Below are 18,693 nucleotides of genomic sequence, written 5' to 3' on the forward strand. Positions count from 1 at the left end.
CGGCCCGGCAGCGCTCGACCGAAGGGACGTCGGATGGCCGTTCTGATCGCCGTGAACGTCGGCATGCCCAAGGACGTCGCCTGGCATGGCGGAACCGTCCGCACCGGCATCTGGAAGTACCCCGTCGCAGGGCCCGTGATGGCACGCCGGCTCAATCTGGACGGCGACGGGCAGGGTGACCTCGCCGGACACGGGGGCGAGCAACGCGCGGTACTGGTCTACCAGTTGAGCTCCTATCGACACTGGCAGGAGCAGCTGCGGCGGGATGCCTTCCCGTACGGCCAGTTCGGCGAGAACCTCACCGTGGACGGTCTCGCCGACGACGAGGTGTGCATCGGCGACCGCTACCGGATCGGCGGCGCGGTCTTCGAGGTCACCCAGCCCCGCGTGACGTGCTACCGCGTGGGGCTTCGGCTCGGGGAGCCGCAGATGGCCGCCCTGCTGGTGTCCCATCGCCGCCCGGGCTTCTACCTGCGGGTACTGACGGAGGGTCAGGTGCGGGCCGGGGACGAGATCGTGAAGATCGCCTCGGGCCCCGAGGAGCTGACCGTCGCGGAGATCGACGCGCTGCTCTACCTTCCCGGCCACAGCCGCCCGCAGCTCGAACGGGCCCTGCGCATCCCCGCGCTGAGCCCCGGCTGGAAAGCCTCACTGCAAGCCCTGCTCGACGACGCGGTCCGCGGCTCGGGTGCCGTGGGCGGGAACAGCGGGCTGACCACCAGCGGCCCGCCACCGGCGTGGCCCGGATTTCGCCGACTCGAAGTCGTCGGTGTCACGCCGGAGAGCGCGAGTATCTTCTCGCTCGCGCTGGCGTCGGCCGACGGTGAGCCGCTGCCGTCCGCGCTGCCGGGGCAGTTCGTCGGGGTCCGCCTGCCGCCGGACGCACAGACCTCCCCGGTCATCCGCAGCTACTCGCTCTCCGGCCGCCCGGGCGCCGCGACGTACCGGATCAGCGTCAAGCAGGAACCGCAGGGCGTCGCCAGCACGTACCTGCGTCAGCACGTGAGGGTCGGCGACCTTCTCGATGTCGCCGCTCCGCGCGGGACGTTCCTACTGGCGGACGCGGCCACCCCCGTACTGCTGCTGTCCGCCGGTGTCGGCGCCACCCCGGTGCTGGCCATGCTGCACGCCCTGGCCGCGGAGCCCTCGCCGCGCGTGGTGTGGTGGCTGCACGCGGCCCGGAACAGCGAGAACCACCCCTTCGCCGACGAGGTGCGCGCCCTGCTCTCCCGGCTGCCCGCCTGCCGCTCGTTCGTCTCCTACAGCCGTCCGTCGGACGTCGACCGTCCAGGCGTCGACTACACAGCACGCGGGAGGCTCAGCCGCGAGGTGATCCGCGGCCTCGACCCGCCGCAGGACGCCGACGCCTACGTGTGCGGGCCCGCCGCGTTCATGCGGGACATGACCGATGCCCTGGAGGCCTGCGGCCTGCCGTCCGCGCGGATCCACACCGAGCTCTTCGGAGCCGCCGCCGCCCTCACTCCCGGCGTGGTCGCCGGCTCCGCTCGGGCAGCACACCAGCCGGCCCGGCCACCCGACGGACAACCGGGGCCGTCCGTCTCCTTCGCCCGCAGCGGCCTGACCGTCCCCTGGCACTCCGGCTACGGGACGCTGCTCGAACTCGCCGAGGCGTGCGACGTCCCCGTGCGCTGGTCCTGCCGCACCGGAATCTGTCACACCTGCGAGACCGCGGTTCTCTCCGGCCAGGTCGCGTACTCCCCGCAGCCCCTGGAACTCCCGGCCGAAGGCAGCGCACTCATCTGCTGTTCGACGCCCCCCGCCGACGTGGTCCTGGACATGTGAGCGCACGCATCGGCCCCCGTTCGGTCTGGGCTGCGGGCGGTCGCCAGGGGTGCCTAGTGCCGCGTCAGGCAACCTTCGCCCCGTCGCGACGCCCGGCACGCACTCTCGCCGCACCGGCCGAAAGCCCAAGTACGTCCTGCTTGTGCCGAAGCGGCACAGTCGCCCAGCTCCGCCGCCGCCCGCGCAGTACCCCAACTCGCTTGATACGTATCGGAGTTGTCCAGAAAACCGGCGCGGTCGCCGGTTAAAGAAACGGCCAAGGCTCTCAACAAACCGTTGACGCGCCCTGATCGCCGCTCTACGTTTCGTTCCGAGCGGAAGTTATTTTCCGCATCGTGAAATTATTGACGTTCGCGCGACCCACCCCCGCACGGACGTCCCGGGCCCCCAGGGCACCGCCCCGACCTCGCAAGCCGCCCCCGACCGGCACCCGCGGTCGCGGGCGGGCACTCGCCCTCGCCCTCGAAAGGACGGCAGCCGTGAACCTCGCTCCACGGGAGATCGACAAGCTCTATGTCTACGTGGTGGCCGACCTGGCCCGCCGCCGCCGCGCGCGCGGCCTCAGGCTGAACTACAGCGAGGCCGTCGCGCTGATCAGCGAGGGCATCCTGGAGGCGGCCCGGGACGGCCGGACGCTGGCCGAGTGCATGGAGCTCGGCAAGAAGGTCGTCTCCGCCGAGGAGGTCATGCCCGGCGTGCGCGAGATGCTGCCGCTGCTGCAGATCGAGGCGGCCTTCCTGGACGGCACCAAGCTCGTCTCCTGCCATGACCCCGTGGGTGCCTGAGCCATGACGACGACCGCCGAGGCCGCCCCGAAGCCGCGTACGGAGCACGGCTCGGACCCGGCCGCCGCCACCCTGGTCCTGGTCGGCGGACACGAGAGCGCCCGGGCGGCCGACCTCCGACAGTTCTGTTCCGACTCCGCGGACAGCTCCCCCGACGGCTCCCCGGACAGCGGCGCCTTCGGCGCCTTCCGTGCCGTCCCCGTCGGCCGGGAGCTGGCGACGGCCGTCACCGACGCCCTCGCGCACGCGGACCGCCCGGTCTGCGTCCTGCCGATGACGCTCGGCCGCGACCCCGGCCTGGTCGCCGACACCGCCCGGGCGCTGCGCTGGCTCACCGCCACCGGTCACCGCGCACCCGGCCGGATCGTGCTGGCCGAGCCGTTCGGCACCCCCGCTCACCTGATCGGCTGGCTGCGGGCCGCCGCCGGGCGCACTGCCGGAGCCCGGCGCGAGGACTGCGCGATGCTGGTCACGGCCCCGGCCGCCGGACCGTTCGAGGACGCCGAACTCTTCCGCGTCGCCCGGCTGGTCAGCCGCTACGGCACGCACCGGCGGGTGGAGGTGGCCTTCGACGGCGGCGACCCGAGCCCGCCCGAGGGCGTTCAGCGCTGCCTGCGGCTGGGGGCGCGCCGCGTCGTCCTGCTGTCGGCGGGCTTCGGGCCGGCCTCGACCCGTCCGGTCCAGGACGCCGAGGACGGCGGCCCGCTGCTCGGCGCACCCGCGCTCGCCGCGGTCCTGCGCGCCCGCACCGCCGCCGCCCTGCACCGACTCGCCCACGGGGACGACGGCATCGCCGCCGGCCTCGACGCCGAGCACGGCCACGGCTACGCCCACACGCACGACCACTCCGCCACCCACCCCCACCGGCACTGACCGCCCCTCGGTCCAGCCGCACCGCCGTAGCAGCAGAAAGAGGCGCCATGTCCGGGAGTTCCGCATACCTGTACGGAGACGATCCGATCGAGATCAACGCCGGTCGGGCCAAGGTGCGCCTGGCGGTGAGCAACACCGGCGACCGGGCCGTCCAGATCGGCTCGCACTACCACTTCTTCGAGGTCAACCGCGCCCTGGACTTCGACCGCAACAGCGCCTACGGAATGCACCTGGACCTCCCCGCCGGCACCGCCGTGCGCTTCGAGCCCGGCGACACGCGCGAGGTGGAGCTTGCCGCGTACGCCGGGCACCGGCGGCTGGTCGGCTTCAGCGCCCTGGTGGACGGCGGCCTCGGCTCGGCCGACGCCCGCACCCGCGCGCTGCGCCGCGCCGTCGAACTCGGCTTCAAGGGCGCCCGCCTGGAGACCGTGGAGGGCGAGCACTGATGGCGATCATCCCGCGCAGGCAGTACACCGACCTCTTCGGTCCCACCGTCGGCGACCGCTTCCACCTCGCGGACACCAACCTGGTGGTCGAGGTGGAGAAGGACTTCAACGAGGGCCACTACGGCGACGAGGCCGTCTACGGCGGCGGCAAGGGCATCCGGGACGGGATGGCCCAGGACCCGGCGGCCACCTCGCTGCAGGGCGCGCTCGACCTGGTGATCACCAATGTGGTGGTGATGGACCCGGTGCTCGGCATCGTCAAGGGCGACATCGGCGTCCGGGACGGCTTCATCACCGCGGTCGGCAAGGCCGGCAACCCCCGCCTGCAGAGCGGGGTGGACCCGCGCCTGGTGATCGGCCCGGGCACCGAGGTGATCTCCGGCGAACACCTGATCGCGACGGCCGGCGGCATCGACACCCACATCCACTTCATCGCCCCGCAGCAGGTCCAGGAGGGCCTGACGAACGGGATCACCACCCTGATCGGCGGCGGCACCGGCCCCTCCGACGGCACCAACGGCACCACCTGCACCCCGGGACCCTGGAACATCCACCGGATGTACCAGGCCGTCGAGGACCTGCCGGTCAACGTCGGCCTGCTGGGCAAGGGCAACGCCTCGCTGCCGCAGGCGCTGCGCGAGCAGGTCGAGGCCGGCGTCTGCGGCCTGAAGGTGCACGAGGACTGGGGCACCACCCCGGCCGCGATCGACACCGCGCTGCGGGTCGCCGACGAGTACGACGTGCAGGTCGCGATCCACACCGACACCCTCAACGAGGGCGGCTTCTACGAGGACACCCTCTCCGCGATCGACGGCCGCACCATCCACACCTTCCACACCGAGGGCGCCGGCGGCGGCCACGCGCCGGACATCATGCGGATCGCCGGCGAGCCCAACGTGCTTCCCTCGTCGACCAATCCGACCCTCCCCTACACCGTCAACTCGATCGACGAGCTGCTCGACATGGTGATGGTCTGCCACCACCTGAGCCACGACATCCCCGAGGACGTGGCGTTCGCCGACTCGCGGGTGCGCGCGGAGACGGTGGCCGCCGAGACGGTGCTCCACGACGAGGGCGTGATCAGCATCTTCTCCTCGGACTCGCAGGCGATGGGCCGGATCGGCGAGTCCTTCGCGCGGGCCTTCCAGACCGCGCACCACTGCAAGGACCAGCGCGGCAAGCTGGCCGGCGACAGCGAGCGCAACGACAACTTCCGCGTCCTGCGCTACCTGGCCAAGCTGACCATCAACCCGGCGATCGCCTCCGGCACCGCCGAGCACATCGGATCGCTGGAGCCGGGCAAGCTCGCGGACATCGTGCTGTGGCCGATCAACTCCTTCGGCGCCAAGCCCAAGTTGGTGATCAAGGGCGGCCTGATCAACTGGGCCCTGATGGGCGACCCGAACGCCTCGCTGCCCACCACCCAGCCGATCTACTACCGCCCGATGTACGGCGCGATGGGCCGGGCCAAGCAGGCCACCCGGGTCTCCTTCATGTCCCAGGCCGCGGTGGACCTCGGCGTGCCGGCCCAACTCGGCCTGCAGAGCCGGGTGCTGCCGGTCCGCAACTGCCGCACGGTCGGCAAGCAGCACATGGTCCGCAACGACGCCACCCCGCTGATCCAGGTCGACCCCGAGACCTACCGGGTCACCCTGGACGGCGTCCCGGCCACCATCGAACCGGCCGAGACCCTCCCGCTCAACCAGCTCTTCTACCTCGCATGACCGGGACGACGACGCTGGACGCGCTGCTGGTCAGCCTGCAGCTGACCGACTCGGCCTTCCCCAGCGGGCTGTACACCCTCTCGCACGGGCTGGAGGGGTACGCGCAGGCCAAGGCGGTGGATCCGGAGAGCATGCCGGAGCTGCTGGCCGACCTACTGCGGCACTCGGTCGGACCGGCGGACGCCACCGCGCTGGCGCTGGCACACCGGGCCGCCGAGGCCGGGGACTGGGCGGGCGTGGTCGCGGTGGACGAGCGGCTGCACGCGAGCAAGCTCAACCGCGAGCTGCGCCTCGCCTCCACCAGGACCGGCCGGCAGATGCTGGACACCGCCCGACTGGCGCTGGGCGGTGAGGAGTTGGAGCGCTACGCCGAGCTGGTGGCGGCCAAGCTCACGCCCGGCTGCCAGCCGGTCGCGGCCGGTGTCGCCTACGCGGCCGGCGGCGTGCCGACCGAACAGGCGGTGGCGAGCGACCTGTTCGCCTTCGCCGTCAGCTTCGTCGGGGCGGGCCTGCGGCTGCGGCTGACCGACCACCGCCGCGCGCAGAGCGCGCTGCGGGCGCTCGCGCCGGTGATCCAGGAGGTCACCGGCGCGGCGCTGGAAAGGGAGTTGGCGGACCTGGGCGGCTGCGTCCCGGCCGCCGACGCCATGTCCGGGCGCCACGAACGGGCGGAGGCCCGGATGTTCGCCACCTGACGGACCAGCACTGCACAACCGCGGGGGCCAGAGAGCGAAGAGAGCGGGAGACATGACTGATCACGTGCTGCGCGTGGGTATCGCCGGGCCGGTGGGCTCCGGGAAGACCGCGCTGGTCGAGGCGTTGGTGCCGGTGCTGATCGCGCGCGGGCACCGCCCGGCGGTCATCACCAACGACATCTACACCCAGGAGGACGCCCAGCACGTGCGGCGCAACCTCGCCGGCCTGCTGGACCCCGAGCGGGTGGTGGGCGTGGAGACCGGCGCCTGCCCGCACACCGCGGTGCGCGACGACCCGACGATGAACCTCGCCGCCGGGGCCGAACTCCTGGAACGCTTCCCCGACATCGACACTCTCCTCTACGAGTCGGGCGGCGACAACCTCACGCTGACCTTCAGCCCGGTGCTGGTCGACATGTTCTTCTTCGTGCTGGACACCGCCGAGGGCGAGAAGATGCCGCGCAAGCGCGGCCCGGGCATCACCGACTCGGACGTGCTGGTCATCAACAAGATCGACATCGCCCGGTACGTCCGCTGCGACCTGGGCGTGATGACGTCCGACGCCGACCGGGTGCGCGAGGGAAGGCCCGTGGTGCTCACCAACAGCCTGACCGGCGAGGGCCTGGAGCGGGTGGCGGACCTGCTGGAGTCCTACCGCAAGGTGCCCGCGTGAGCACGGCCGCACCGGCCGGTGCGGCGCCGCACCGCCTGACGCCCGCGCACTACGAGCCCGCGCGCGTCCCCGCCTCCGTCCGCCGCCTCGCCGGCCGGCCGGAGGCGCTCGGCGTGGGCCGGCCGGGCAAGGTCGGCCTGCTGGAGCTGGGCTTCGAGCGGATCGGCGCGCGCACCGAACTCGTCACCCGCTACCAGAAGTCGCCGCTGCAGATCATGCGCCCGCTGCACTTCGACCCCGAGCGGCCCGACCTGGCGATCACCTACCTGATGTCGACCGGCGGCGGCATCGTGCAGGCCGACCGACTGCGGATGGACCTGGACTGCGGCCCCGGCAGCGCGGTGCACCTGACCACCCAGGCCGCCACCAAGATCCACCGGATGGACGCCGACTACGCGACCCAGCTGGTCCACCTCAGCGCCGCCGAGGACAGCTACGTCGAGTACCTGCCCGAGCCGACCATCCCGTACCGCGACTCCCGCTTCTACCAGCGCACCGTGATCACCGCGGCGCCGTCCGCCACCGTACTGGCCGGTGAGACGGTGCTGGCCGGGCGGCTCGCGCACGGCGAGCGCAACGCCTACCAGGTCTTCGCCGCCGACCTGGAGTGGCGCCGCCCGGACCCGTCCGGGTCGGGCAGCCGCCTGTTCGCCCTGGACACCGTGCGGCTGGAGCCGGGCACCAGCGGGGTCACCGGCCCCGCGGTGCTGGCCGCCCAAGACCTGGTGTCCACCTTCTACGCCGTCACGCCGCTGGCCCCCGCGGCCGCGGTCGCCGACGCGCTGCACGACGCGCTGGCGGGCAGCGGGCTGTTGTACGGCGTGAGCGTGCTGCCGTCCGACAGCGGCGCGTGGCTGCGCGTGCTGGGCGGCGACTCCCCCGCCGTCGCCGCGGCGGTCCGGCGGGCCTGGGACGCGGTGCGCCGGTTGCTGATCGGCGTACCCGCACCAGCCATGCGCAAGACCTGACGATCCGTCACCGTGCCGCCCTGGCACGGTACCCCGACCCGGGAGACCCTCGGATGCCTACCTCGCTCGATACGGGCAACACCGCCTGGCTCATGGCCAGCACCGCGATGGTGCTGCTGATGACACCGGGCCTCGCCTTCTTCTACGGCGGCATGGTCAAGACCAAACACGTCCTGGTGATGCTCAAGATGAGCTTCGTCTGCCTGGCCGTGGTCACCCTGCTCTGGCTGGCCATCGGCTACAGCCTGGCCTTCGGCAAGGACGTCGGCGGCCTCGGCCTGATCGGCACTCCCGAGCACTGGTTCATGCACGACGTCGGGATGACCAGCCTGTGGGGCTCCACCGGCATCCCGACCGTCATCTTCTCCTGCTTCCAGATGGCCTTCGCGATCATCACGGTGGCCCTGATCAGCGGTTCCATCGCCGGCCGGGCGACCATGCGCGGCTGGATCTGGTTCGCGGTCGCCTGGACGCTGCTGGTCTACGTGCCGCTGGCGCACTGGGTGTTCGCGCCCGACGGCTGGGTCACCGCGCACCTGGGCGCGCTCGACTTCGCGGGCGGCCTGCCGGTCGAGATCAACTCCGGAGCGGCGGGCCTGGCCGTGGCCATCGTGGTGCGCAAGCGCAAGGACTTCGAGCGGGAGACCATCCGCCCGCACAACCTGCCGCTCGTGGTGGTCGGCCTGGCGCTGCTCTGGTTCGGCTGGTTCGGCTTCAACGCCGGATCCGCGCTGCAGACCGGCGGCACTGCCCCGATGGCCTTCTTCAACACCCAACTGGCCGCCGCCGGAGCCATGGTGGGCTGGCCGCTGATCGAGAAGTGGAAGCTCGGCCACGTCGAGATGCTCGGCGTCGCCGGCGCGGCGGTGGCGGGCATGGTCGCGATCACCCCCGCCTGCGGTGAGATCTCGCCGATCGGCGCGCTGGCCGTCGGCTTCATCGCCGGTGTGGTCTGCGCCTTCGCGATCAACTTCAAGTACAAGATGGGCTACGACGACACGCTCGACGTGGTCGGCGTGCACGGCTTCGGCGGCATCGTCGGCACGCTGGCCATCGGCCTGTTCGCCACCGCCCAGATGAGCGGCAAGAAGGGCCTGTTCTACGGCGGCGGCGTCGGGCTGCTCTGGCGCCAGGCCGTCGCGGTGATCGCCTGTGCGGCCTTCTCCTTCGCGGCCACCTGGCTGATCGCCAAGGTGATCGAGAAGACCGTCGGCTTCCGCGCCGACGAGGAGTACGAGCACGTCCCGGGCCACGAGGAGGAGTTGGCCTACGACGACGAGACCATCGCGGAGATCCGGGCGCGGTTGGTGCAGGCCCGGGTGCCGGTCCCGGTGGGCGCGGGGGCGGAGTCGGTCGACCCGGCCGCCGCCGACCACCAGCTGCTCGCCGACCTGCGCGAGGTGCTGTCACGGCGGGAGCAGGAGAAGTGAGCGCCCTCGACACGGGCAACAGCGCCTGGTTGATGATGGCCGCCGCGATGGTGCTGCTGATGGCACCGGGGCTGGCCTTCTTCTACGGCGGCATGGTGAAGACCAGCCAGGTCATCGCGATGCTCAAGATGTGTTTCGTCTGTCTGGTCCTGGTGACCATCATCTGGTTCTCGGTCGGCTACACCCTGGCGTTCGGTACGGACGCCGGCGGGCTGGGCGTGATCGGCGGGCTGAACCACCTGTTCATGTCCGGGGTCGGGATGGACAGCACCACCGGCGGCGTGCCCACCGTGATCTTCTCGGTGTTCCACATGTCGTTCGCCATCGTGACCGTCGCGCTGATCAGCGGCTCGGTCGCCGGCCGGGCGACCATGCGCGGCTGGATCGTCTTCGTCTGCGCCTGGACCCTGCTGGTCTACATCCCGATGGCGCACTGGGTGTTCGCGCCCGACGGCTGGGTCGCCAAGCAGGTGGGCGCGGTCGACTTCTCCGGCGGTACGGTCGTCGAACTGAGCTCCGGCGCGGCCGGCCTGGCGCTGGCACTGGTCGCCGGCCGGCGGCAGGACTTCGAGCGGACGAAGATCCGTCCGCACAACCTGCCGCTGGTCGTGATCGGCCTCTCGCTGCTCTGGTTCGGCTGGTTCGGCTTCAACACCGGCTCCTCGCTGGGCACTCCCGGCGCTGCGGCGATGGGCGTGATGAACACCCAGCTGGCGGCCGGCGCCGCGATGGCCGGCTGGGCGGTGACGGTCTACCTGCGCACCCGCAAGGTCGGGCTGCTCGACATGTGCATGGGCGCGGTCACCGGCATGGTCGCGATGACCCCGCTGGCGGGCGGCGTGACCATGCTCTGGGCCGCGATCATCGGCTTCCTGGCCGGTCTGACCTGCGCCTTCGCGATCAGCTGGAAGTACCGCTTCGGCGTGGACGACACGCTCGACGTGGTCGGCATCCACGGCTGGGGCGGCCTGTTCGGCATGGTGATGGTCGGCCTGGCCGCCACCGGCGCGATGACCGGCAAGAAGGGCCTGTTCTTCGGCGGCGGGTTCGACCTGCTCGGCAAGCAGCTGGTCGCCGTACTGGTGCTCGGGCTCTTCTCGTTCGGGATGACCGCGCTGATCGGCAAGGTGGTCGACCTCACCGTCGGCCTGCGCCAGCCCGGCGGCGCCGAGGAGCACGAGCAGGTCTACCAGAACGACTGGGACGTCCAGTTCAAGGAGATCGCGGACGCGCTGCGCGGCTCCGTCGACTCCGGCGACAAGCCCGACCCGGACGCCAGCGCGCTGCTGGACCAGGTCCGCCGGATGCTCGCGGCGGACGACCGGGAGCACCTGGCCGACTGATCCCCCCGTCCCCGCGCGGCTCGTCCCCCCGTCGTCACCACACCCCGGGGACGAGCCGCGCGGTCTGCGCCGCGTACTGCGTGTAGGCGTCGCCGAGTTCGGCGCTCAGCACCGCCTCCTCGACCTTGATCCGGTAGAGCACGCCGAGCAGGTTGCAGCCGCTCAGCAGCACCAGCGAGGCGACGTTCCCGAAGGTCAGCGCGAGACCGAGGACGGCCACCAGCGCCCCGGTGTAGGCGGGGTGGCGCAGCACCCGGTACGGCCCCGAGCGCACCACCTGGTGGTCCGCCTGCACGTGCACCACCCCGCGGAAGAACCGGCCCAGGCTGCGGATCGCCCAGAGCCGGAACCCCGCCCCCGCCCACAGCACCACCAGCGCCCCGGCCAGCGTCGCCGTCCGCCCGCCGAAGTCCGCCCCCGGCAGCGCGTGCAACGCCGCGACGGCCAGGACGTCCCCCACCACGACGCCCGCCGCGACCACGCCCAGTGACCGCCACTCGGTCCGCACGGCCCGTCCGCCGTCGCGGTACTGGCGCCACTGCAGCACCGCCTCGGCGGCGATCCACAGCAGGATGCTCAGGTTGATCAGGAGCGTGAGGAACCCCATGACGGCCCGCCTCTCTCATTGACGACTCGTCACCAACCGTAAGCAGCAAGGGTGTCCACCACCTGGACCGCCGGGTGGACTCCCGGGTGGAGTCCGCACCGCCTCTCCACCCGGGGGAGGACGCCGCGCCCTCACCGCGGGCTGCCATCATGATCGCCATGTCCTCGCTGCTCGCCGCATTCGTCCCGATCTGGATCCTCACCACGATCGGCTACCTGACCGCGCGCAGCGGACTGCTCGGCGACCAGGCGGAGGCGGTGCTCGGCCGCTTCGTCTTCCACGTCGCCATGCCCGCCACCCTCTTCACCATGCTCGCCCGCACCCCGCTGACCGCCTTCGCCAGCACCGCGATGATCGCCTTCGCCGCCGGAACCGCCCTGGTCTGCGCCCTGGGCCTGCTGGCCGCCCGCCACCTCTTCCACCGCCCCCTGGCCGAGCAGGCACTCAGCGGCATGACCGCCGGGTACGTCAACTCCGCCAACCTCGGCATCCCGGTCGCCGTCCAGGTGCTGGGCGACGCCTCGTTCGTCGCCCAGGTGGTGCTGTTCCAGGTGCTGTTCGTGACCCCGGTGATCCTCACCCTGCTCGACACCGGCACCGCAGGCCGCACCCAGGGCGGCCTGCTCCGCGCCCTGACCATGCCGATCCGCAACCCGATCATCATGGCCTCCGCCCTCGGCGCCCTCTTCTCCGCCACCCACTGGCACCTCCCCGCCGCCCTCACCCACTCCTGCGACCTCCTCGGCAGCGCCGCCGTCCCCGTCGCCCTGCTCACCCTCGGCCTATCCCTGCACGGCCGCGCCACCGGCCGGCGCCTCACCGCCGAGGTCGGCACCGCCGTCCTCCTCAAAACCCTCGCCCAACCCCTGATCGCCCTCGCCGTCGGCACCCTCCTCCTCCACCTCCCCCCGCACCAACTCCTCGCCGTCGTCCTCTGCTCCGCCCTCCCCACCGCCCAGAACGCCTTCATCTACGCCCGCCAGTACAACCTGGATCCGAGCCTCGCCCGCGACTCGGTGATGTTCTCCACCCTGATCTCGATGGCCACCCTGTCCCTCGTCTACTGGACCCTGGGCCCCACCCACCGCTGAAAATCGAGTGTCCGCAGGCCCCTGGGGTGGCTAGGTTTGGATCATGGCGATGCTGACAGGCGGGCAGGACGATCAGGGCGTGCGGCTCGTGCCGTGGGATGCCTCCGGGCTGGAGGTGCTGCGGCGGGTCAACACTCCGCAGATGAAGAAGCACGTCGGCGGGGCGGAGACCGACGAGCAGGTGCTTGTGCGGCATCAGCGGTATCTGGACATCAACGCGTCGGGGCGGGGGCGGATGTTCGTCGTCGTCCTACTGCCGGAGGAGCTGGCGGTCGGCACCGTCGGCTACCACGGGCGGGTGTGGCAGGGCGAGCAGGTGTACGAGATGGGCTGGAACGTGCTGCCGCCGTTCCAGGGGCGGGGGATCGCGGTGGCTGCGGCGACGGCGGCCGTGGCGAGTGCCCGGGCCGAGTGCAAGCAGCGCCGGGTGCATGCCTTCCCGTCGGTCGACAACCCCGCGTCGAACGCGGTCTGCCGCAAGGCCGGGTTCACGCTCGCGGGGGCCTGCGACTTCGAGTACCCGCCGGGTCGCCCCATGCGCAGCAACGACTGGTGGATGGACCTGACCGAGACCGGCTGACCTCACTGTCGGCGGGACGCCGGCCGCCGCCGGGAGGACGGCGGCGGCCGGCGTCTCAGCGCCTGCGGTCGGGTCAGCCGAGGGCCGCGATGGCCGGGACGAACTTCGAGGCGTCGACCGTGCCCCAGCCGGTGGCCAGGTCGTAGCCGGGGGTCACGGGCTGTCCGGGGACGCCGTTGTAGGTGTTGGAGCCGCCGACCACGTCGGTCAGGCCGGTGCCGGGGGCGCCGGCCTGCTGGAGGGCGCCCAGCGCGTAGAGGCCGTAGTTGAGGTTGCCGAGGCGGTGGCCGGCCTCCTGGGCGGCGAGGGCGACGACGCCGGAGAAGATCGGGGTGGCGACGCTGGTGCCGCCCCACAGCTCCCAGCCGTTGTCGTCCGGGCCGAAGGAGTTGTACGTCCAGACGCCGGTCAGCGGGTCGCCGAGCATGCTGACGTCCGGGACGCCACGGGAGTTGCCGACCACGCCCGCCACGCCGGTCTGGAAGAGCGGCCGGTTGAAGACCTTGGACTTGCCGCCGCCGGAGGCGCCGCTGTCCGTGCTGGGGTCGTCCCAGACGGTGTCCGGGCTCAGCCGGTTGCCGTTGTCGTCCAGTTTGACCGTGGTCGCGCCGACGCCGGTGACCAGCGGGTCGGAGGGCGGCCAGGAGGTCACCTGCTGCGGGTAGAGCGTGCTGCCGTCCGACTCGGCGTCGGTGGCGCCGTCGTCGCCGGAGGCGGCGAGCACGGTGACGCCGTGCGCGGCCGCGTCCTTGAAGGCGTAGCGCAGGTTCAGCAGGCTGGAGTAGTCGCCCTTGTCGAAGCCGGGGAAGGTGTTCTCGGTGGCGCCGAAACTCTGCGAGATGACGTCGCCGACACCCTGCTTGATGAGCGCGTCCTCACCCGTCATCATCTCCGGGAACCCGGTGGTGCCCTCGGTCTCCGAGACGCCGGTCTCCAGCAGCACGATGTTGGCGCCGGGCGCCATCGCGTGGGCCATGTCGACGTCGATCGTCGTCTCCTCCGCCCAGCCGGTCATGTCGCCGTTGGTGGGGTCGAACGGCGGCACCGTACCGGACTTGACGACCTTGACGTTGGCGCTCGGTATGCCGTACTGCGCGCTGTAGACGTCCAGGTCGTGCTGGATCGTGGGGGAGCCGAACGAGTCGACGATCACGATGGTGCGGCCGGCGCCGGTGATGCCCTTGGCGAAGAGCGGGTGCTCGTTGTAGGCCTGCTCCAGCTGGGTGGCGCCGTAGCAGGAGGACTGGAGCTGGGCCTGGCACTGCGCGATGCTGAGCGGGCTCGGGTACTGGTGCCCGGTGAGCCGGTGGCCGATGGCGGCGGGCACCGGGTGCGCCGATCCGGCGGCGGTGACCGTCAGGGCTGCCCCGGCCGTGCCCGCCCCGGTGAAGGCGGTGCCTGCGGCCAGCGCGGTGACGGCGAGTGCCGACATGGTGCGGCGGCGGGTGGTACGTCGCATGGGTGTGTCCCCTGGGGGTGTTGGTGGATCCCGTCGACGACGGCTGGGACACATGAGACTGCATGGGAGCTAACGGGTCATCATCTTGTCGTACTTATGGGGAAGTCTTTGCCGTGGCGTGGCATGTACGGGGGGACGGGGTTCCGGAGGTGGGGAGCGACCCCGTGTGTTGGGCATATGGTCGGTCGCTGACTTACCGTGGCTATATCGACCATGCCTAGCCGGAGGACACTTTGCCGATCAGCTGGCCGCGTGGTAATCGGATCATGGCACCGGGCACCGGGCACCCGTTAGCGTTTGGACGCTGCTGTGAGCACCAGTCCCCCCACCGACACTGACGGCAGACGCGACCGCCGGTCGGTCCTGGTCGCGGTGCGCAGCGAGGCCGCCCTCTACCGGATGCTCGACGTCGTCCCCGTCTTCGCGGGCGACAAGCGCGTCGACCTCGCGTTCACCGTCGTCCCCGGCTCCGACTTCGCCGACCGCCTCCCCGCGCTGCTCGACGGCCTCGGCGCACCCCGCGTGAGCTGGCCGCAGGCCGTCCGCAGCCGGGTGGACCTCGCGCTGGCCGCGAGCCCGAACGGCGAGCTGCACCAGCTGCGCGCGCCCCTGCTGGTCGTCCCGCACGGCGCCGGCTTCAACAAGCGCCTGCCCAGCCCCTCCCCCGCCGGAGCCAACACCGCCACCGACGCCGACGCCGACCGGGACGTCTCCGGCCTGTCCGCGTCCCAACTGACGTACCAGGGACGGGTGGTGCCGACCCTCATCGGCCTCGCCCACCCCGACCAGGCCCGCCGCCTCGCGCTGGCCTGCCCGCCCGCCGCCTCGCGCGGCCGGGTGGTCGGCGACCCGTGCCTGGACCGGATGCTCGCGGGCCGGACCCGCCGCGAGGCCTACCGACGCGCGCTGGGCGCGACGGACGGCCGTCGGCTGGTCCTGCTCTCCTCCACCTGGGGAGCGGCCTCGCTCTTCGAGAGCCTGCCGAACCTGGCCGCCCGGCTCCTCGCCGAGCTGCCGTACGACGAGTACCAGGTGGCGCTGGTCCTGCATCCCAATGTCTGGGCGAGGCAAAGCAGTTGGCTGGTGCGGCACTGGCTGGCCGACGCGCTGGACGCCGGCCTGGTGCTGCTCCCGCCCGAGGAGGGCTGGCGGGCCGCCACCGTCGCGGCCTCCTGTGTGATCGCCGACCACGGCTCGCTGGCCCTGTACGCGGCGGCCCTGGAGCGCCCGGTGATGCTGACCGGAGACGGCGGGCGGGAGATCGTGCCGGACAGCCCGCTCGCGGCGCTGGCCGCCGCGGTGCCGCGGCTGGATCCGGCGGCCGGGCTGCGCGAGCAACTGGACGAGCTGCTCGACGGGTTCAAGCCGGCCGGCCCGGCGGCGGCCGCCGCGCTGGCCTTCGACCTGGTGGGCGGCTCGTCCGCGGCGCTGCGGGCCCTGGCGTACCAGGTGCTCGACCTGAGCGAGCCGAGCGGCCCTCCGGTGGTCCGCGCCGTGCCGGTGCCCAGCGTGCCGGTCGAACGGCCGCCCGCGCTGCGCAGCTGGACCAGGGTGGCGCCGGGCCGCGCGCCGGGCGCGGTCACGGTGACCGTACGGCGCTTCCCGGCCGCCGTGGCGCAGGTCGCGGCGCTCTCCGCAGCCGCCGGACCTCCCGGGGGCCGGCCGCACCTGCTGGTCGACACCGACCGCTGCGACGATCTGCGCCTGCTGATGAACGCGCAGGTGGTGGTGGCGGCTTCGGCGAGCACGACGGCGCTGCTCGACGAGTACCCGATGGCCCGCGCGGCCGCCGTGCGGAGCGGGCCGGACGAGGTGACCCTCCAGCTGCGCGGCCACCCGGCCCGGACGTTCACGGGCGACACCGCCGACCTCCCCCTGGTGGCCTCCGCCCTCTACGCGGCGGGCGACGAGGCTGCTCCCGCCGCGGGCGAGACCACCGTCCTGAGCGGGAACCGGCGACTACTCCTGCGCCCCCGCTGAGTCGTCGACCGAGGCGACCGCGATCCGCAGCCCTCCGGCGGCGGCATAGAGCCGGTCGGCGCGCCGCCGGTGCTCCCCGGCCTCCTTCGGGTCGGCGACGATCCCGGCCAGCGCGTCCCGCGCCTGCGCCTCGTCCATCTCCGAGGCCCGGCCGACCGCGGTCTCCAGGGCCAGCCGCAGCGCGTCCTCGGCCTGCTGCCGCTCCCCGAGCGCCAGGTGCGCCGCACCGGCGGCCTGAGCGATCCGGCCGGTCATCCGGCGGTCGGGCCGGCGGTCGGCGCTGCCCGCGGCGAGCACGGCGGCCCGGTCGAGCAGGGTGATCGCCTCGCGCGCGCTGCCCCGCAGGATCGCCACCCCGGCCAGGTGGTAGAGCTGGAGCATCACGCCACGCGGGTGGTCGATCTCCTCGTTGATCTCCTGGGAACGTTCGAAGTCGGCTTGTGCGGCGTCGAGTTCACCGCGGGCCTGGTGCAGCTTGCCGCTGCGCTCCCAGACCGCTGCCAGCAGCCGTGGGCGGTCGACCCGCTCGACGGCCGCGAAGGCCGCCGTCAACTGCCGTTCGGCCTGGGCGAACCGGCCGAGCTCCCAGAGCGGGCGCATCAGCTGGCAGCGCAGCCAGGCCTCGGCCGCGCGGTCGCCGAGCTGCTCGGCGGCGGCCACGCCGAGGGTGAACGCCTCGATGCACTCGACGTAGTGGCGGTGGCTCTCGAACAGGACGCCGATCGGCTCGGCCGTCGCCGCGGCGTCGGCGTGCCGGCCCGATCCGGCGGCCAGCCGCACCACGTCGAACAGGGCGGCCCGCTCGCGCTCCAGCCAGGACAGCGCCTGCCGCTCGCTCGCGAACGGCAGGTCGGGCCCGGGCGCGTCGACCGCGCCGAGGGGTTCGGCGATCCGCAGCCGGTCGCCCTTGGCCGCCCGGTCCGCCCGCTCGGCCTGGCGGCGGTACCAGCGGACGATCCGCCGCAGCGCCACCTCCGTCTCGTTCTCCGACCCGCCGTCAGCCACCCGCGCCTGCGCCTGCGCCTGCGCCCGGGCGTGCAGCCGGATCAGGTCGTGCAGCCGGAACCGGCCCTCCCGCTCGCCGAGCAGGCTGACCCGCTTCAGCTCGTAGAGGTCGTCCTCGGCGGCCGAGCCGTCCACGCCGGCCAGCGCGGCGGCCGACTCGACGGTGCTGTCCGGCCCGGGGTGGTCGGCGAGCAGCCGGTACATCCGGGCGGCCGACTCGGGCAGATCGGCGTAGACCGCGTCCCAGAGCCTCTCCATCACCGGCCGGCCCCCCTCCAGGCGCGCCAGGCGCCGGTCCTCGTCCGTCAGCTCCTCGACCAGCCGGGACAGCGTCCAGTGCGAGCGGCTGCGCAGCCGGGCGCCGGCCGCCCGCAGCGCGACCGGCAGCCCGGCGCAGATCCGCACCAGCTCGGCCAGCGCCTGCGGCTCCGCCGCGCTGCGCTCGGCGCCGACGAGCCCGGCGAGCAGCCGGGTGGCGTGCTCCTCGCTGAGCGGGCCCACGGGCAGCGTGACCGCGCCGCTCAGGTGGAGTTCGTGGTGGCTGGCGACGAGCACGGCGCTGTGCGGCGAGGACGGGAGCAGGTCGCGCAGGTCGTCCTCACTCTGCGCGTCGTCGATCAGCAGCAGGACGCGGCGCCCGAACGTCCAACTGCGGTACTGGGCGAGGCGCCCGGCGGCGGTCCCGCGGATCACGCCGTCGGCCAGCCCGAGGCCGCGCAGGAGTTCGGCCAGCGCCTCGCCGGTCTCCAGCACTCCCCCGCGCCGCAGCGGAGCCAGCGACAGGTGGAGGCTGCCGTCCGGGAAGAGCCCGCCCAGGTCGTGCGCGCACTTGTGGCCCAGCTCGCTCTTGCCGACCCCGCCCGAGCCGACCAGCACCGTCACCAGCGGACCGGTCCGGTCGCCGGGCTGCTCGACCAGCCGGCGGAAGAGGCCCACCTCGGCCTCGCGGTTGACGAAGTCCTCGGGCGGCAGCGGCACCTCGTTGGGGACCACGAAGACGCCCTCGCGACGGGCCTGGTTGATCGTCAGCTCGACCCGGTCGGCCAACACCGTGGTGCCGTCGAACTGGGCGTTGCCGGAAACCGAGTTCGCGGTGCGCCGTCCGTTCACATCGTCGCCCACATCGTCCCCCGCGGTTGGCTGAGCCGGACTACGGTGATCGTACTGTGCGCCCCGGACCGCCGATGCGGAACGCGCAGATGCGACCACGCTCGGCCACCGGACCGGGAGC

The 18,693-nt window shown here is 72.7% G+C and carries 16 protein-coding genes; 13 read left to right on the plus strand and 3 right to left on the minus strand.

Going from position 1 to position 18,693, the window contains the following annotated elements:
• The first annotated feature begins 33 nt into the window (after positions 1 to 33).
• The 10 genes from BS80_RS32975 to BS80_RS33020 all read left to right on the plus strand — a co-directional run bounded on the left by BS80_RS32975 (position 34) and on the right by BS80_RS33020 (position 10,740).
• Positions 34 to 1,803 carry an MOSC and FAD-binding oxidoreductase domain-containing protein gene (locus tag BS80_RS32975; protein ID WP_035805008.1) on the plus strand — a complete coding sequence of 590 codons (1,770 nt, stop codon included), beginning with the start codon at positions 34 to 36 and terminating at the stop codon, positions 1,801 to 1,803.
• A gap of 479 nt (positions 1,804 to 2,282) precedes the next feature.
• Positions 2,283 to 2,588, plus strand: a complete 306-nt coding sequence (locus BS80_RS32980) for an urease subunit gamma (RefSeq protein WP_035805011.1) — start codon at positions 2,283 to 2,285, stop codon at positions 2,586 to 2,588.
• Positions 2,589 to 2,591: 3 nt separating this feature from the next.
• The gene (locus BS80_RS32985) at positions 2,592 to 3,461 is read left to right on the plus strand and encodes a sirohydrochlorin chelatase (RefSeq protein ID WP_051967523.1); all 870 of its coding nucleotides are present in this window, start codon (positions 2,592 to 2,594) and stop codon (positions 3,459 to 3,461) included.
• Between the two features lie 47 nt (positions 3,462 to 3,508).
• The gene (locus BS80_RS32990) at positions 3,509 to 3,907 is read left to right on the plus strand and encodes an urease subunit beta (RefSeq protein WP_035805014.1); all 399 of its coding nucleotides are present in this window, start codon (positions 3,509 to 3,511) and stop codon (positions 3,905 to 3,907) included.
• On the plus strand, positions 3,907 to 5,631 hold the full coding sequence (ureC, locus tag BS80_RS32995) for an urease subunit alpha (protein WP_035805016.1): 1,725 nt from the start codon (positions 3,907 to 3,909) through the stop codon (positions 5,629 to 5,631). Before BS80_RS32990 ends, ureC begins: the two co-directional genes overlap by 1 nt.
• Complete coding sequence (locus BS80_RS33000; RefSeq protein WP_035805018.1) at positions 5,628 to 6,326, plus strand: urease accessory protein UreF; 699 nt, start codon at positions 5,628 to 5,630, stop codon at positions 6,324 to 6,326. The genes ureC and BS80_RS33000 overlap by 4 nt, the downstream gene beginning before the upstream one ends.
• Before the next feature lie 52 nt (positions 6,327 to 6,378).
• On the plus strand, positions 6,379 to 6,999 hold the full coding sequence (gene ureG / locus BS80_RS33005; RefSeq protein WP_035805020.1) for an urease accessory protein UreG: 621 nt from the start codon (positions 6,379 to 6,381) through the stop codon (positions 6,997 to 6,999).
• Complete coding sequence (locus BS80_RS33010) at positions 6,996 to 7,967, plus strand: urease accessory protein UreD (protein WP_083975628.1); 972 nt, start codon at positions 6,996 to 6,998, stop codon at positions 7,965 to 7,967. Before ureG ends, BS80_RS33010 begins: the two co-directional genes overlap by 4 nt.
• 53 nt (positions 7,968 to 8,020) lie before the next feature.
• Entirely contained in the window at positions 8,021 to 9,397 is a 1,377-nt protein-coding gene (locus BS80_RS33015) for an ammonium transporter (RefSeq protein ID WP_035805023.1), read from the plus strand.
• Positions 9,394 to 10,740 (plus strand): ammonium transporter, encoded by a 1,347-nt coding sequence (locus BS80_RS33020; RefSeq protein WP_035805025.1) that lies wholly within the window; start codon positions 9,394 to 9,396, stop codon positions 10,738 to 10,740. The genes BS80_RS33015 and BS80_RS33020 overlap by 4 nt, the downstream gene beginning before the upstream one ends.
• A 34-nt stretch (positions 10,741 to 10,774) precedes the next feature.
• On the opposite strand, the gene BS80_RS33025 is transcribed toward BS80_RS33020, so the two are convergent.
• Complete coding sequence (locus BS80_RS33025; protein WP_035805028.1) at positions 10,775 to 11,347, minus strand: methyltransferase family protein; 573 nt, start codon at positions 11,345 to 11,347, stop codon at positions 10,775 to 10,777.
• Between the two features lie 158 nt (positions 11,348 to 11,505).
• Here BS80_RS33025 and BS80_RS33030 point away from each other — a divergent pair, with 158 nt between their 5' ends.
• Complete coding sequence (locus tag BS80_RS33030) at positions 11,506 to 12,438, plus strand: AEC family transporter (RefSeq protein ID WP_232246742.1); 933 nt, start codon at positions 11,506 to 11,508, stop codon at positions 12,436 to 12,438.
• A 43-nt stretch (positions 12,439 to 12,481) separates the two neighbouring features.
• Complete coding sequence (locus BS80_RS33035; RefSeq protein ID WP_232246743.1) at positions 12,482 to 13,018, plus strand: GNAT family N-acetyltransferase; 537 nt, start codon at positions 12,482 to 12,484, stop codon at positions 13,016 to 13,018.
• 73 nt (positions 13,019 to 13,091) lie between these two features.
• Here the strand turns inward: BS80_RS33035 and BS80_RS33040 are convergent, their stop codons facing one another.
• Positions 13,092 to 14,477 carry a S53 family peptidase gene (locus BS80_RS33040; RefSeq protein WP_035805036.1) on the minus strand — a complete coding sequence of 462 codons (1,386 nt, stop codon included), beginning with the start codon at positions 14,475 to 14,477 and terminating at the stop codon, positions 13,092 to 13,094.
• Between the two features lie 309 nt (positions 14,478 to 14,786).
• Between BS80_RS33040 and BS80_RS33045 the strand changes: the two genes are divergently transcribed.
• Entirely contained in the window at positions 14,787 to 16,457 is a 1,671-nt protein-coding gene (locus tag BS80_RS33045; protein ID WP_051967524.1) for a hypothetical protein, read from the plus strand.
• On the opposite strand, the gene BS80_RS33050 is transcribed toward BS80_RS33045, so the two are convergent.
• Positions 16,437 to 18,584: an NB-ARC domain-containing protein gene (locus BS80_RS33050; protein ID WP_051967525.1), complete on the minus strand. Its 2,148-nt coding sequence runs from the start codon at positions 18,582 to 18,584 to the stop codon at positions 16,437 to 16,439. The two genes, BS80_RS33045 and BS80_RS33050, sit on opposite strands and share 21 nt — an antisense overlap.
• Positions 18,585 to 18,693: the final 109 nt, after the last annotated feature.

This window comes from Kitasatospora mediocidica KCTC 9733 (assembly GCF_000744225.1).
In the GTDB taxonomy this organism is placed as follows: Bacteria; Actinomycetota; Actinomycetes; order Streptomycetales; family Streptomycetaceae; genus Kitasatospora; species Kitasatospora mediocidica.